General features: G+C 63.1%; 10 protein-coding genes. 6 read left to right on the plus strand and 4 right to left on the minus strand.

What is annotated here, in order from left to right:
- Positions 1-123: 123 nt before the first annotated feature.
- Entirely contained in the window at positions 124-1,125 is a 1,002-nt protein-coding gene (locus AMD14_RS12860) for a replication protein RepA (RefSeq protein ID WP_011051588.1), read from the minus strand.
- Positions 1,126-1,357: 232 nt separating this feature from the next.
- Between AMD14_RS12860 and AMD14_RS12865 the strand changes: the two genes are divergently transcribed.
- The 5 genes from AMD14_RS12865 (at position 1,358) to AMD14_RS12885 (ending at position 7,663) form a co-directional block, all read left to right on the plus strand.
- Positions 1,358-1,591, plus strand: a complete 234-nt coding sequence (locus AMD14_RS12865; RefSeq protein ID WP_040107635.1) for a hypothetical protein — start codon at positions 1,358-1,360, stop codon at positions 1,589-1,591.
- A 578-nt stretch (positions 1,592-2,169) separates the two neighbouring features.
- Positions 2,170-3,564, plus strand: a complete 1,395-nt coding sequence (locus AMD14_RS12870; RefSeq protein ID WP_011051590.1) for an SIR2 family protein — start codon at positions 2,170-2,172, stop codon at positions 3,562-3,564.
- On the plus strand, positions 3,561-5,678 hold the full coding sequence (locus AMD14_RS12875) for an ATP-binding protein (protein ID WP_015463321.1): 2,118 nt from the start codon (positions 3,561-3,563) through the stop codon (positions 5,676-5,678). The genes AMD14_RS12870 and AMD14_RS12875 overlap by 4 nt, the downstream gene beginning before the upstream one ends.
- Positions 5,679-6,097: 419 nt before the next feature.
- Complete coding sequence (locus tag AMD14_RS25060; protein WP_003485979.1) at positions 6,098-6,274, plus strand: hypothetical protein; 177 nt, start codon at positions 6,098-6,100, stop codon at positions 6,272-6,274.
- A gap of 282 nt (positions 6,275-6,556) precedes the next feature.
- The gene (locus tag AMD14_RS12885) at positions 6,557-7,663 is read left to right on the plus strand and encodes a sensor domain-containing diguanylate cyclase (RefSeq protein ID WP_016849926.1); all 1,107 of its coding nucleotides are present in this window, start codon (positions 6,557-6,559) and stop codon (positions 7,661-7,663) included.
- A gap of 42 nt (positions 7,664-7,705) precedes the next feature.
- Here the strand turns inward: AMD14_RS12885 and AMD14_RS12890 are convergent, their stop codons facing one another.
- Both AMD14_RS12890 and AMD14_RS12895 read right to left on the minus strand, forming a co-directional pair.
- Complete coding sequence (locus AMD14_RS12890; protein ID WP_011051594.1) at positions 7,706-8,215, minus strand: chemotaxis protein CheW; 510 nt, start codon at positions 8,213-8,215, stop codon at positions 7,706-7,708.
- An 11-nt stretch (positions 8,216-8,226) separates the two neighbouring features.
- A complete protein-coding gene (locus AMD14_RS12895; protein ID WP_011051595.1) occupies positions 8,227-9,885 on the minus strand; it encodes a methyl-accepting chemotaxis protein in 1,659 nt (552 codons plus the stop codon).
- Between the two features lie 310 nt (positions 9,886-10,195).
- Between AMD14_RS12895 and AMD14_RS12900 the strand changes: the two genes are divergently transcribed.
- Positions 10,196-10,801 (plus strand): DNA-3-methyladenine glycosylase, encoded by a 606-nt coding sequence (locus tag AMD14_RS12900; RefSeq protein WP_170914521.1) that lies wholly within the window; start codon positions 10,196-10,198, stop codon positions 10,799-10,801.
- Here the strand turns inward: AMD14_RS12900 and AMD14_RS12905 are convergent.
- Complete coding sequence (locus tag AMD14_RS12905; RefSeq protein WP_045714592.1) at positions 10,741-15,135, minus strand: DEAD/DEAH box helicase; 4,395 nt, start codon at positions 15,133-15,135, stop codon at positions 10,741-10,743. The genes AMD14_RS12900 and AMD14_RS12905 overlap by 61 nt on opposite strands.
- Between the last annotated feature and the right edge of the window lie 36 nt (positions 15,136-15,171).

Here is a 15,171-nt window from a genome sequence, read left to right on the forward strand (position 1 = left end):
GAACCTTTACAAGCAAACCTTACAGGTTTAGGGGAGGTCCGATTTAACGCGCCAATGGGGGCTGATTTAACGTGGTAAGCCCCTTGTGAAGGGGGCCGATTTAACGTCTTCGCGGGGGCCGATCTAACGTGGATAATTTGTAGAGTCCACAGGCTTGCTAACAGCATGCACAGCGGGTCGAATCGGTGGTGGTGATGCCATCAATAGCAGGCCGCCTGTTATGCGCTTGACCTTGGCCTGTGGGTAGACCGCCATCACGGCTTGCAACGCTGTCAGGAATTTTTTCTTGAAGTCCTTGTCCGGGTCCTTGCCCTTGTATTCTTGGCCGAATTGCTCACGTAGATTTCGCCAGTAAACCTTCGGCCCGCGCCCCTGTATCTGATGCAGGCGATAGGCCAGCCAAGCGTAGACATCAAGCGCCAATGCTGAACCTTTCAAGGCCATCAGGGCGCGGTTGTCCAGCGGGACTCCTTTCTCCATCAACTCTTGGAAGTAGCTCTCCGACAGCAGCATGACGCCAGGCCACAAAGATCGTTGCCTAGCATCCCGGTTGCCAAGCCAAGCGTCGAATTGCTCGATCGGCTCACCGTTGAACGTGCGCCCTTTGTATCCGAGCTGCAGCCGACACGCCGCCAGTGCATGCATTTGTTTGCGCAGCGTGACGTACCGATTTCCTTGCGAGTCCATTCCAACCAGGCGAAGGAACTCCGCGGCGCTGTCGCCGATCGGTATCTCGCGTGTCTTGTGCCGTTTTGCATAGGTGGACACCCACGCGAGCGCGAGGCGCGGCATCGCTCCATACGGAATGGGCTGGACCACCGGTCCGTTGCCTTCATCGAGGAGCCCAGCCTGCACGCTTAGCCAGACAGAGCCGGATTGCCGCACAAACTCCCGTCCCAGCACCTTGGCTCGCGGAAGACCGACTTGGCAAAAGACGGCATGCGTGAAGGTCATATCGTGGCCACTGGGTGGTTCCGACTCAATTGATAGGCCAAACTTGATCAGCCGTTCTTCCCGCGACGTCGTCGTTGCGTGAGCCGGAGCTGAAGCGACTTGACCGTAGGTAACGGGCTCTTCGCTAGGGCGCTCTTCCAGTGCATCGTGGGCTACCCGGAGGCTCTTCATGCAGCACCTCCAAGGCTATGCTCGAACCCCTGTCTCTTGGCGTCGCCCTCGATCCATCCGGAAAAGTACGAGAACGGGTCAAGATTCTGCGGGCACGGAGTCATGGGGTGACCTGCTTCGCCGGCATCAAATCCGGCTTGCCATGCCGATGGGTCGATTCGAGCCTTCACGTTCATCGCGCCCCCCCTACCAACCCGGATGAGTGGGGCGATTGCGGGGCGCTCGGCCGCGCTTGCAGTTTCGCTACCTGCTGGACCTTCGTCGGCCGGCCGCGTCGGGCTGGCCGATTGGCCGGATTGGACGGGTCAACGGCAATTTGCTGATCGATAAACGCGGCAACATCGATGAGCCGAAAGACGCGCTTCCGGCCAGCCTTCCAAGAGAATATTGGGTACGTGCCTTTGCTGAGGCGATTCCGGATGGTTTGCGGCGCTTCGCTGGTAATCTCCGCCACCTGCGCAATTGACAGGGCGGGAGGGTACAGCGATGACAAGTACGGAAGTGAGCTGCCGGCATGCCCGGCAAAAAACGGAGGTTTGGAGCGTTGCATGGACGTACGCCTTCTGCAATCGCCCCATCGCCTGCCGTACGGGTCAGGTGGCAAAAGGAAACGTACGTATTCGTCAACGGTGCCCCCGCGCCCAGGGGTATGTACAGATGTCGCGGTGTGCGGCGCTGTGTGTTCGTTCCGGTCTTGCAGCTATCCTCTCAGGGAAGCGTCCGCGCGCGCATCTGTACATCGAGTCGGTACTCGCCATCGATCCGTCGATTCATCGATGGTTTTCCTTGCAGGTTCTTCTTCGCTCCGCCGATGCCTGCTCGATCGGTAGAGCGGCCTCAAAGAGGCATCAGTGCTCTGTCGCTGGCTCTGCCCGGAAACGTCAACCGGGGTTATTTCCGGTCTGACGGTCTGCCTATGCAGCCCGAGAAAAAGCTGGCCGTCTAGCGACAGGTAAAGCGCTGACTCGGCCGATTGTACCGGGCTATACTGATATAATCCACTGGGTGCACAGGTCAGGTGCTGATAGCGACGGGGGCGCAGACATGAGTGGCGGAAAAGAACAAGACCAGTTCGAAAACACTCTGAAGGTCAGGGACGATCATCGACCGATATGCTTTGGACCGACTAAGAAGATCAATACTTTTAAGCGTACCCCGGACTCCGATGCCTCTTGGGTAACCGGTCAAGAGTTCGGGCTTAACGACCTCCGAAATCGGGTCGAGCCTTGGCTAACCTCTTTATTTCAATCAGAACATCTATCGCTATTGGCAGGATCGGGTCTGACTCATGCGGTGCATTATCTAGCGACCAGCAAAGCAGCTGCTGGCATGGACGCTGTTAAATTCTCCCGCTACCAAGACGAAATTGACGGCGCGGCTCAGGATGCTGCTAAGGGAGCTGGACGCGCGAAAGGTAATCTGGAAGACCAGCTGCGTGTTGCCAACGAGCTACTGCGTGGTTTGCAAATCCTTGGCATTAGCGACGAAGCCGAAGCGTTGGAGCAGGACCTCACCGGGATCTTAAATGCCTTTTCAAAGTCGATTCTGCAAAGTGAAAGAGGGATCGCGACTGCTGAGGAGGCTAGACGCGAGCAGGCTCTCAATACGCTTGTTGCATTTCTAATGAGCTTCGCGAGCCGAAGCGGCGTACGTGATCGACTGAACATCTTTACCACCAACTATGACAGGCTAATCGAAGCTGGTGCTGAGTTGGCTGGGCTGCACCTGCTGGATCGCTTCCTCGGCAATCTCACGCCAATCTTCCGTTCATCGCGGTTGGATTTGGACATGCATTACAACCCGCCAGGCATTCGTGGCGAGCCACGGTATCTGGAAGGCGTTGCCCGCTTCACCAAGCTGCATGGCTCTGTCGATTGGGTGCAAACGGGCAGTGACATACGTAGAGTCGGCTTGCCCTTTGGCGCAGAAAGTGTCCAACCGTACTTGGAAGCTCCGGGGCTTGAGAGTGCGAGTGCGCACGAACTGATGATTTATCCAAATGCGGCCAAGGACAGGGAGACCTCCGACTACCCGTATGTGGAGCTATTCCGCGATCTCGCAGCGGCGATTTGCCGCCCGAACAGCACACTGGTCACCTACGGATATAGCTTTGGCGATGAGCACATCAATCGCGTGATTCGCGACATGCTCACGATTCCGTCCACACACCTTGTGGTGATCTCCTTCAACGACCCGCTCGACCGAATCATGAAGACCTACGAGGAGCTCGGGCGTCCCCCGCAAATCAGTTTGATGATCGGTCCGGCCTTGGCTGACCTGCAGAAGCTGACCGAGAACTTTCTGCCCAAGGCTGCGATCGATAAGACGACGTTCCGAATGAGTGAGTTGCTCAAACAGCGCTGGCATACCGCGCCTCCTGTGCAGAAAGCGGAGGGGGACGGCTCCAAGGACGATCTTGGCATAGAGGATTTGCCATGACACTGTCGCCGCTCGCATATGCTGATTCACTTCGGATCGAGAACATCGATTTCGTTTCGCCGGATGAGATCAAGGTGCTTCTGGACATTGAAGCCCCAGATAATGTCGCGCTAAATACCGGTACGCCGCGCCCCTTTCCCCGCATTAACGGCTACGTGCTGGTGCCCAGTGACGAAGGCCATCTTGTTGCCCAAGTGGAATGGATCACGGTAGAGCGATCTCAGTACTCGAAACGCAAGGGCATGCAGGACTTCGGACTGGTGGACCTGCCGTACCCATTGCGCAAAATGAGCCTCAATCCCTTGGGCCGCTTGACTTACGAGGGAACCCATGGAGGCACGGAGCGCTACAGCTTTCGCCGTGGCGTAGACGCTTATCCCTCGGTCGGGGCTCCGGTACTGTTACCAACACAGAATCAACTGCGTGCCATTGTCGAGTCCGGGGATAACCGCAGAGTCATGATCGGTATAAGTCCGTTGGCTGCGAACGCCAAGGTGATGATTGATCCTGACCGCTTGTTTGGTCGCCATCTAGCCGTGTTGGGCAATACAGGCAGTGGCAAGTCCTGCTCCGTAGCCGGCCTGATTCGTTGGTCGATGGCGGAGGCGAAAAAGGTCCGTGGCGATGACGATCCCAATGCTCGCTTTATTGTGCTTGACCCGAACGGAGAGTATGCGAATACCTTCCGTGACATGAGCAAGGTTCGCGTGTTTGCCGTGGAGGCCGACCACGACGGCGGGATCAGTCAGTTGAAGGTGCCGCTTTGGTTTTGGAACAGCGCTGAATGGAGCGCTTTTACACAAGCGAGCGCCAAGGCGCAGAGACCTACGCTGATTCAAGCCCTTCGCTCGGTGCGAGATGGCTCAGTCGACACCGCCTCTATGCCGAGTCATGAGATGCGGCGCTTTCTGCGGACACTCGTGAGCATAATTCAAATTGAACGAAACGCAGGAAGACCCTGGGCGAACTTCCCACACCCAAAGAACTTTCTTCAGGGGGCTCTAGTCTGGCAGGAGAGCCTGTCGAATGACGGCAGCTTTACCCCGGACGAGAGCGCGGCATTGGGAGCACTGCGACAGAAAATTTCAGATTTCGAGCAGGCCCGCAAGGCGCAATATTCGGAGCAAAAGTTCACCACTCAGGAAGTCGACGAGTTCCTATCACTTGCTCGTGCGGCGCACGCTGCGTTTGGCGGCAGCGATGCCGATACTTTACCGATCGACGCCGATGTTCCCCGCGCGTTTTCCGGCGATCAGCTATTGCGCAGCGTAGAGGCCAACGCGGAGTTGTTGAATGTGTCCGAGTACGTCGAGACGATGCTGATGCGCATCCGAACGATTCTCTCGGATAGCCGCATGAAAACCATCAGCGGTGACGACGACGGGGTGACGCTGGCCGGTTGGCTGGCGGACTACATAGGCGACGATCGCGGCTCCAATGGCTCTGTGACAGTAATTGACCTATCGCTCGTGCCGGCAGATGTCGTTCATATCGTTACCGCCGTGATTGCCCGCATGACCTTGGAGGCCTTGCAGCGATACCGCAAACTCAGCAAAGGAAAAACGTTACCTACAGTCTTGGTGATGGAGGAGGCACACACCTTCATCCGTCGATACAACGACAATGCCGAAAACCAAAATGCTGCTGCAATCTGTTGCCAGGTGTTTGAGAAAATCGCCCGTGAGGGTCGCAAGTTCGGCCTTGGGCTGGTGCTGTCCTCCCAGCGCCCCAGCGAGCTGTCGCCCACGGTCCTGTCTCAGTGCAACAGTTATCTATTGCACCGCATCAGCAACGATCGCGACCAAGAGTTGGTACACCGATTAGTACCTGACAATCTGCGCGGTTTGCTTAGAGATCTTCCGTCGCTTCCGTCACGGCATGCGATTTTGATGGGCTGGGCCTCGGAGCTGCCCGTGCTGGTGGAGATGAACAAGTTGCCTGAATCGCAACGGCCAAAATCCGACGACCCGGATTTTTGGGCGGTATGGTCCGGCAAGGGGCTGAACGACGTAGGGCAAGAGGTCGCAGTGGAACGGCCGATCAACTGGAAGAAGATCGCGGACGATTGGCAGCAGGTGGAGGCGGCGGACGACTCAGCAGGAGAAAATCTCTGAGTGCGCAGGATGCCTGCTCCAAATCTGCGCCACTCCGGGACGAATTTTTTCGGTAACATGCGAAATCCCGGCGCATACCGGAATCTACCGAAAAACGAAGTGCCCGACGCTTTTGGTGTAACTTCTTGATTTGAAAGGGGTTCGGGTGCGATCGGAAAAGCCCTTTCGAATCAAAACCTTCCGTCAGTGGCGGTGGAAGAAGTCGAACCTCATTCGCATCGCGAAGGTCGAGGGTTCGATCCCCTTCCGCTCCACCATCGAGTCAAACGCACGAGCCCTGGAAACCTCATGTTTCCGGGGCTTGCGCGTTTTGAGGGGGACTGTGGGACCACCTGCGGTGCAGGCGGGCCGGTCGCCGTGGCGTGGGGATCACATCGCGCGCGCTAACGTCCGGCTTCACTCCACAGCGGACCCACACCATGAGCAAGAAAGACCAACAGCCCGACGAGGTCGCCGACGATGCGCACGGCGTGACCGAGAGCCAGCAAGACCGCCGGCACGACGATGCCGCCAAGCAGCGCCCGGGCCAGGAAGATCTGAAGGTGCACGACGAGCAGAGCCGTCGCCCATCTGGCAAGGCTGGTCAGGGAAAGTGAGTTGGCCAAACCTGCAGCCTGGCACCGGGCAGCGCCGCGGCAACGCTGATGCGGGGAACCCCCGTGCTGCATCGCCGGCGGCGCGTTGCACCCTATTGCGCAGCTGAGAATGCTGCGTCTGCGGAACTGGAAGCGGGCGCCGGCCAGCCACGCCGCTCCTGTGGCAAGATCCTGCCAGGCGCTCGCCGGTATGCCGCTGCCCTGGGAAGCAGTGCATTGCCAAGGTGGCGATCGCATCGGCCAGTGCCTTGTCGCATTAACCCTCATCGCCTTGATGGCGCCTTGTTCCCGGTGGTGTTTTGCATGCAGATACCCGACGCACCCGCGTTGAACCTGATCCACGCAACGTTGCTGCCAGGCGGCGTCAACGCCACGATCGGGGCGCGCCTGCCGGCCAACGAAGATGAGCGCGTGGAGGCACTGCATGCTTACCGCCTGCTGGACACCTCACCGGAGCCGAGCTACGACGCGTTCACCTCGATCGCGGCCGCGGTCTGCCGGATGCCGATGGCGCTGATCTCGCTGGTCGATACGCATCGCCAATGGTTCAAGTCCAGGATCGGCATGCAGCAGAACGAGACGCCGCGTGAGCTGTCGTTTTGCGCGCATGCCATTCTCGAACCCGATCAGGTGATGGAAGTCGGCGACACCCATCTGGACGAGCGGTTTGTGGGCAACGCGCTGGTGACAGGCGAGCCGCAGATCCGCTTCTATGCAGGCGCGCCGTTGTTGACCCCGGACGGCATCGCGCTGGGCACCCTGTGCGTGCTGGATCGCGTTCCGCGGCGACTGTCGGTGGCCGAGCGCGACGCGCTGCAAGCATTGGCCAGGCAAGTCGTCAGCACCCTCGAACTGCAACAGGCCGCGCGACTGGTGGAGCTGGATGCACTGCGCGATGCGCTCACCGGGCGATGGAATCGCGCCGGGCTGGAGCACGCCTTGCACGCGCTTGCCGATGCGCCCAGCTCTGCCGCGGATGCGCCACTGGGTTTCATGCTGCTCGAACTGGATGGCTTCAAGCGGCAAAAATTGCAGGCCGGCGCGCCAGCGGCCGATGCCACCTTGCTGCAGGTCGCTACATTGCTGGAAGCGCAGCTTCCGCCTGCCGCAATCGTGGCGCGCCTGGCCTGCGATCAATTCTGCGTGGCGCTGCCGGCGACCGCAGCATCTGCAGCCCTTGCTGCTGCCGAAGACTTGCGCAAGGCGGTGGAAGACGCGCACTGGCCGACCGGCCCGCTGACGCTCAGCGCAGGTCTGGTGGATGTTGCCACGCCAACCTCGCTCGACAGCGCTACCTTGCTGGCCCGTGCGCGGCACGCGTTGCAGCGGGCGCGTGACGATGGCCGCAACCGCGTGCATTGCTTCGACGGGTGGCAGCTGCGGGCCTGATCGACGCAGCCCGCGCCGATCGCCCTGCGGCACGGCTGTCGCTCAGGCCGCCAGTGCGTCGGTGTTTCCGGCGATCTCGTCCACCTGCAGCACCTGCTCCATCTCCAGCAGTACCACAAAGCGCTCGCCGACCTTGCCCATGCCGCGCAGCAGATCGCGGCGGATATGCGTGCCGAACGACGGCGCCGCTTCGATGTCCTGGTCGGCCAGTTCGATCACTGCATTGACCGCATCCACCAGCACCCCAATCACCTGCGTGCCCTGCGCCTGCTCGGTGGCCAGAATCACGATGCAGCTGCGTTTGCCGATCGCGCTGCCCGCGCGCCCCAGCCGCGATTGCAGGTCCACCACCGGCACTACCGCGCCGCGTAGATTGATCACCCCGCGCACGCAATCCGGCATCGACGGCACCGGTGTGGGAGCGCGGTACTGAATGATCTCGCGAATGCCGAGAATGCTGGTGGCGAAGGTTTCGCCATCCAGTTGAAAGGTCAGATATTGCGCGGCGACATCGGCGTCGCCGGGCATCACATCAAGCGTCGGTGCGGTCATTGGTCGCTCTCTCAGAAACGCGCGAACTGGCCTTCGTCGGGGCCCTCGGACATCGCATACGCCGGCGCTGCGTTGCTGCGCCAGCCACGCGTGCCCGCCGCACGCGCCGGTCGCGCGGCGACCTGCTTGCCGCGCTTGGGCGGCGCAGTCGGCGCGCCCTGCCCGCCCAGCCGGAAGAACGCCATGCTCTGCTGCAGCTGTTCGGCCTGCGCGCTCATTTCCTCGGCAGTGGCGGCCAGTTCTTCGGATGCGCTGGCGTTCTGCTGGGTGGTCTGGCTCAACTGCACGACCGCCGAATTGATCTGGCTGACGCCGGAAGATTGCTCCTCGGAGGCAGCGGATATTTCCTGCACCAGGTCGGAGGTGCGCTTGATGCTGGGCACGATCGAATCCAGCAAACGGCCCGCGCGGTCCGCCAATTCCACGCTGGAACTGGCCACCTCGCCAATTTCCTGCGCGGCCACCTGGCTGCGTTCGGCCAGCTTGCGCACCTCCGCGGCGACCACGGCAAACCCCTTGCCATGTTCGCCGGCGCGCGCGGCTTCGATCGCGGCATTGAGCGCGAGCAGATTGGTCTGGTACGCGATGTCGTCGATGATGCCGATCTTCTGCGCGATCTGCTTCATCGCCTGGGTGGTGGCAACCACCGCTTCGCCACCCTCCACGGTCTCCTTGGCGGCCTGGGTGGCCATGCCGTCGGTGATACGCGCGTTCTCGGTGTTCTGGCTGATCGATGCGGTCATCTGCTCCAGCGAAGCACTGGTCTCTTCCACACCGGCGGCCTGTTCGCTTGCCGCCTGCGACAGCGACTGCGCGGTGGCGCTGACTTCTTCCGACGCGCTGGCAAGGGTTTCGGCGCTGGTATTGACCTCGCCGACCACCTGCGACAGCTTCCCGACCATGGTGCGCATCGCTTCGAGCAATTGCGCGGTTTCGTCGCGGCCGTGCACATCGATACGCATGGTGAGATCGCCTTCCGACAAGCCGTTGGCCACCGCCACCGCGCGGCGGATCGGCCCGGTGACGCTGCGGCTGATTACCACACCGAGAATGGCGCCGAGCAACACGCCGCTGCAGATGATGGCGACCAGCAGCCTGGAACTGCGCGCGTGGATCGCACCGGCTTCCGCGTTGGCCGCCGCGGCGCTGCGCTCGCGCAGGCCGCTCAGGTCGGTCATCAGGTTATCCACTTCGTCCGAGCTGGCACGGACCGCGCGCGATAGCGCGGCCAGTTCCGGATTGGCCTCGCGCAGCGCTTCGCGGTTGGCGACCTCGATGAAGCGGCCGCGCTCGTCCAGATACTTCTGCCAGGCGCGATCGAATTGCGCCAGCTTGTTCTTGCCTTCCTCGCTCTGGAAGCTTTCCCGCGCACGGGCCATGTGATCGACCACCTTGGCGGTGTATTTGTCGATGTTCTGCACATGCGACTGGCGCTCTTCTGCACTGCTGGCCAACAACAGGTTGGCGCGCGCGCGGCCGGCATAGATGAGGTTGATGTTGGCTTCCTTGACGTGGGACATGCCGAGCAACTCGCGCTCGTACAACGAGCTCGACAGCGCACTGATGCGGCTGGAGTTGGAATAGCCCACCCACCCGATGCATGCGCCGATGGCCGAGACGATCAGGAATGCCACGATCAGTCTGGTTCCGATTCTGAAGTTGCCTAACATTGGGGAGTTCTCTCAAAAAGGGTGCGTGGGCGACATGCGCTGCAGGATGGCGATGGCGCTGCGCGTATCGCATGGCGCTACGGCTGGTCTAACCCATCGCTAATGGCTATCGGCGACGACAAAACCCGCTTGAGATGCATCCAGGGCCGGAATGCCTATTCATCCAATCGAATCTGCGCTTTTGTGACACATCACGCGCTCGTCACAGCCCATATTCGGAAAAACCCTACCCCCGCCCGTGCGCTGTCCAGGCCAATCCGCTGGGACATCACGTCCACGCAGCTATGCTTTGGCCATGCCTGCAAAGCCCTTGCCCCGCACGTTCTATGCCCACGACGCCCGCCAGGTCGCGCCGCGATTGCTCAACAAGGTGCTGGTCAGTGCTGACGGACGCTGCGGGCGCATCACCGAAGTGGAAGCCTACTGCGGTAGCGACGACCCGGCCGCGCACTCGTTCCGCGGCATGACCCCGCGCACGCGGGTGATGTTCGGTGCGCCCGGGCACCTGTATGTGTATTTCATCTATGGCATGCATTGGGCAATCAACGTGGTCTGCGGCGGTGCGCCCGGGCATGCGGTGCTGATCCGTGCATTGGAACCGCTGGACGGTATCGACCGCATGCAGGCCGCGCGCGGCGCCGCCCCGTTCACTGCGTTGACCACCGGCCCAGGCCGCCTGGCGCAGGCGTTCGGCGTGACCGCTGCGGACAATGGGCTGGATCTCAGCACCGCGGCCGCGCGGCTCTGGATCGAAGACGACGGCGCGCCGCCTCCGTCCAATCCAGTGGCCACGCCGCGCATCGGCATCCGCAAGGCCGTGGATGCGCCATGGCGCTGGGTGGTTGCAGATAGCCGCTATTTATCGCGTCCGCTTCCGCGCGTGACCGGAAAAGGCACGGTGCTTGCCGGCGATTGAGCCAACAAGCGCTCCATCGGCGATTGTTCTGCCGCGCCCGGTCCGCGCTGCAGCAGACGCAGCGCCTGCTCGGCTTGCTCGGGCGTAAGCTCCTGCAAGGCCTGGAAGCGGTCTGCCGCCCAGACCGCCATGGGCAGCCCATCCAGCGAAACGACACGATTGCCCGGCACGCGCGCGACCCGCTCGCCCGGCAGCAGACTGCCGAGCAGATTGCTTGGGTCGCTGGCACTGACGCAGATCCACTGCTGCGGCAATGGCTGCGCGCGCACACGGCGCAAGGCCGCAATCGCGTCCGGCAACGCAAACTGCTCGCCGGACAGCCCGGCGATGAACCGCCCGCCGCGGATTTCGCCGCGCGCTTCCAGCCGTTGATACATGCGCAGCAATTCCCGCCACGGCGGCAGCCATGCGGCCTCGCGTTCGAGCAGCCGCCAGCACACCACGCCGTAGCGCCGCAACAGCGTGCGCGCGAGGTGTTCGAGCGTGTCCTGATGGCGCTGCGCGGCTTCGGCAAGCGGCAAGTCGGGCAGCGCCCGCGCCGGCGCCCAGCGACCCGCATCGCGGATGCCCAGCGCGCTGGCGCGGCGACGCTGCCGCGACAGTGCCGACGGCCGCTTGGACGCCGGCACCAGCAGCGCGCGCAGACCGGCATAGCTGTCGCAATGCGCGCGGCCGCGCATCACCAGCTCGCTTAATGCATCTTCCAGCTCGGTGTTCATCAGATGCGCCGCGTCGGCGATTTCATCGAAGAACAGCGCGCCTTGCTGCTGCAGCACCTGCATGACGCGTTGCGCGCGGGAGCCCAATGGCGCGTCGTCGGCATCGCGCGCCAATGCGCTCCAACGCTGCGCTTCGCGCCGTGGCAGCAGCACGATCGGCGTGCTGCGCAGTGCGCCGCCGCCGCGGCCGCTGCCGGGCCGCAAGCGTGCCCACAGCGTGCGCCCGGCGGTGCACAACTCGTCCAGCCAGGCCGGTTGATAGTCGCGGATGCGCGCCGGCAATAGCTCGCTCTCCCACAGCACCGCAGGCGCCTCGAAGCCTTCGAGCTGCCCCACCACGCCGGCCAGCGCATCCGGCCCAGCCACCCGGCTGCTGCTGTCCACGTGCTGCCACTCGAACAGAAAACGCGCGTAATCGCGCTGCGATACCGGTTCGATCTCGCGGCGCAGACGCCCCAACGTGTAGCGGTGGATGCGTGCCAACAGATGGCGCTCGCACCACTCTTCGGCCTGCACGTGCGCACTGAACCGCCCGGCCATGACGTAGCCCTCGCGTTGCAAGGCCGCCAACGCCAGCACGATCTCTGGCTCGGGCACCTGCAACGCATTGGACAAGGCCGGCACCTGTGCCGGGCCAACGGCGGACAAGCGCCCGCGCAGCAGTTCGCGCACCGCCCAGTCGCGCTGCCAGTCGGCAACGCGGCAATCGGCCGGCGCCTGCAGCGGCGGCTGCGCAGTTGCTTGCCGATACAACGGCAAGAACCAGTCGATGCGCTCGGCGCTGATCCACAGCGCCGGGATGCCATGCATGGCAATGCAGCTGGCACGACCAGCTGCGGCCAGCGCGGCCAACCATGCCTGCCACCGCGCATCGGTGGCCTCTGCGACCGGCAACACGCCCAGCCCCACCAGTGCCTCGTGCATTTCTTCGGCATCGCGCGGCTGTGGCCAGGCTTCTTCGCACACTGCGGCAATCGCTTGCGGATCGAGCTGTCCCAGGTCGTCGCTGGTCTGCGGCGTATAGCGCCGACTTTGCACGGCCTGAGTACGGCGTTCTTCCAGGGGCGCATCGTCGAGAAATGCATAGGGACGCGCGTTCAAGGCTTCGGCGGCCAGCGGCGACGGCGCCGCCAGGTCGCGCGCGACCAGCGTCACCGCGCCCGATTCCAGGCCGCGCAACACCTGCAGCCAGCCTTCGCTATCCATGGCGTGGTGCAGGCAATCTTCCAGGGTCTGTGCCACCAACGGGTGGTCGGGCACCTCGCGTTCGCCGACCAGATTTTCCGCACAGGCCACCTGGTCCGGGAATACCGTGGCGAGCAAATCTTCGGACTTCATTCGTTGCAACTGCGGCGCCACCTTGTTGCCGCCACTGAAGCGCGGCAGCGCCATGGCGTTGGTGGCGTTCCAGCGCCAGCGCACGCCGAACAGCGGCGCATCCAGCAATGCCTGGATCAGCACATGCTCGGCCGACGACGAATGCAGGTAACGGCCAACTTCTTCCAGCGCAAAGCTATGACTGGTCGACAGCGACAGCACAATCGCATCTTCGGTGGCTGCAGCCTGCAATTCGAAATTGAAGGTGCGGCAGAAGCGCTTGCGCAGCGCCAGCCCCCACGCACGATTGATGCGGCTGCCGTACGGCGAATGGATGACCAGCTGGGTACCGCCGCTGGCATCGAAGAAGCGCTCCATGACCAGGCACTGCTGGGTCGGCATCGCGCCCAATCCGGTGCAAGCGTTTGCCAGATAATCCACCAGTTGTCGCGCCGCTTCGGCGGACATCTCCAGCTCGCGCTGCAGCCAGTCGCGAGCCGCCTGGTGCGGCGCGGTGTCCAGCCGCGCGGCAATCTCGCCACGCAGGCGCGACACCGCCGCAGACAGCTCATCGCTACGACCCGGCGCTTCGCCCAGCCAGAACGGAATGTTCGGCGGCGCGCCCTTGGCATCTTCCACGCGCACGCGCCCGGCCTCCACGCGCAGGATGCGGTAACTCGCATTGCCGAGCTGGAACACATCGCCGGTAAGGCTTTCGACGGCGAAATCCTCGTTCACCGTGCCGATCTTTTCGGCCTGCGGTTCCAGCACCACGCTGTAGTCGCCGGTTTCGGGAATGGTGCCGCCGGAGGTGAGCGCCGTCATGCGCGCACCGCGCCGTGCGTGCAAGCGCCGATGCACCGCATCGCGATGCAGATATCCGGCGCGCGGACCGAGCCGAGTGCTGAAGCCATCGCACAACATGCGCACCACGCTGTCGAAGGTGGCACGGCTCAACCCGGCGAACGGCCACGCGCGCCGCACCAGCGCGAACAGCGCATCTTCGTCCCAGTCTTCGCATGCGGCTTCGGCAACGATCTGCTGCGCCAGCACGTCCAGCGGCGCCGGCACAATGCGCAAGGCATCCAGTTCGCCGCGGCGGATGCTGTCCAGCAGCGCGGCGCATTCGACCAGTTCGTCGCGGGTCTGCGGAAACAGGCGCGCCTTGGGCGTACCGCCGACCTTGTGTCCGGAACGCCCGGCACGTTGCAGGAAGGTGGCGATCGAGCGCGGCGAACCGAGCTGGCAGACCAGATCGACATCGCCGATATCCAGCCCCAGTTCCAGCGAAGCGGTCGCCACCAACACGGTGAGATCGCCGGCCTTGAGCCGTTGCTCGGCCAGCAGGCGCGTCTCGCGCGACAGGCTGCCGTGATGCGCCGACACGCGCTGTTTGCCGAGCAGATCGCCCAGATGCCGCGCCGCGCGTTCGGCCATGCGCCGCGTGTTGACGAACACCAGCGTGGTGCGATGTTGCTGCGCCAGTGCGGCCACATCGGCATACACCTGCAGCCACTGGTCGTTGGACATCACCACGCTCAGCGGCGTGGGCGGCAACGCCAGGGCCAGATCACGCCTGCGGGTGTAGCCGATATCGACGATCTCGCACGGCGGCGGCACGCCGTCTGCGTCGACACCGACCAGGAATTGCGCCACCGTTTCGATGGGCTTCTGCGTCGCCGACAGCCCCACCCGCGTGATCGGCTGCGCGACCAGCCGCTGCAAGCGCTCCAGCGTCAGGCTCAGGTGGCTGCCGCGCTTGTCCGACGCCACCGCGTGGATTTCATCGACGATCACGGTGCGCACCTGCCGCAGCGACGTGCGCCCGGATGCCGACCCCAACAGCACGTACAGCGACTCCGGGGTGGTCACCAGAATATGCGGCGGCGTGCGACGCGCCTGCGCGCGCTCGCGCTGCGGGGTGTCGCCGGTACGCACCGCGGTACGAATCGGCACATCCGGCAAGCCGCCGGCGACCAGCGCCGCACGGATGCCCTGCAAGGGCGCGTCCAGGTTGAGGTGGATGTCATTGGACAAGGCCTTTAACGGCGAGACGTAGACCACACGGGTTTCGTCGGGCAACGCACCGCCATTGGCCAGCCCGTCGCGGATCAACGCATCGATGGCGGCGAAGAACGCCGTTAGCGTCTTGCCCGAGCCGGTGGGCGCGGCCACCAGCGTGTGGCGTCCGGCCTGGATCGCCGGCCACGCAGCGATCTGCGCCGGTGTCGGCGCAGCGAAGGTCTGCGCGAACCATGCAGCGACCACAGGATGGAAGTGTTGCAGGACAGGATGCATTGGCAATGCCCGACACCATTGCTCATCATGACGGCA

It is taken from the genome of Xanthomonas citri pv. citri (assembly GCF_000961215.1).
GTDB lineage: Bacteria > Pseudomonadota > Gammaproteobacteria > Xanthomonadales > Xanthomonadaceae > Xanthomonas > Xanthomonas cissicola.

Bases quoted from the DNA above. Each gene is read 5' to 3' on its own strand.
- AMD14_RS12860 (WP_011051588.1), bottom strand. From the start codon at position 1,125: ATGAAGAGCCTCCGGGTAGCCCACGATGCACTGGAAGAGCGCCCTAGC.
- AMD14_RS12870 (WP_011051590.1), top strand. From the start codon at position 2,170: ATGAGTGGCGGAAAAGAACAAGACCAGTTCGAAAACACTCTGAAGGTC.
- AMD14_RS12875 (WP_015463321.1), top strand. From the start codon at position 3,561: ATGACACTGTCGCCGCTCGCATATGCTGATTCACTTCGGATCGAGAAC.
- AMD14_RS25060 (WP_003485979.1), top strand. From the start codon at position 6,098: ATGAGCAAGAAAGACCAACAGCCCGACGAGGTCGCCGACGATGCGCAC.
- AMD14_RS12890 (WP_011051594.1), bottom strand. From the start codon at position 8,215: ATGACCGCACCGACGCTTGATGTGATGCCCGGCGACGCCGATGTCGCC.
- AMD14_RS12895 (WP_011051595.1), bottom strand. From the start codon at position 9,885: ATGTTAGGCAACTTCAGAATCGGAACCAGACTGATCGTGGCATTCCTG.
- AMD14_RS12905 (WP_045714592.1), bottom strand. From the start codon at position 15,135: ATGCATCCTGTCCTGCAACACTTCCATCCTGTGGTCGCTGCATGGTTC.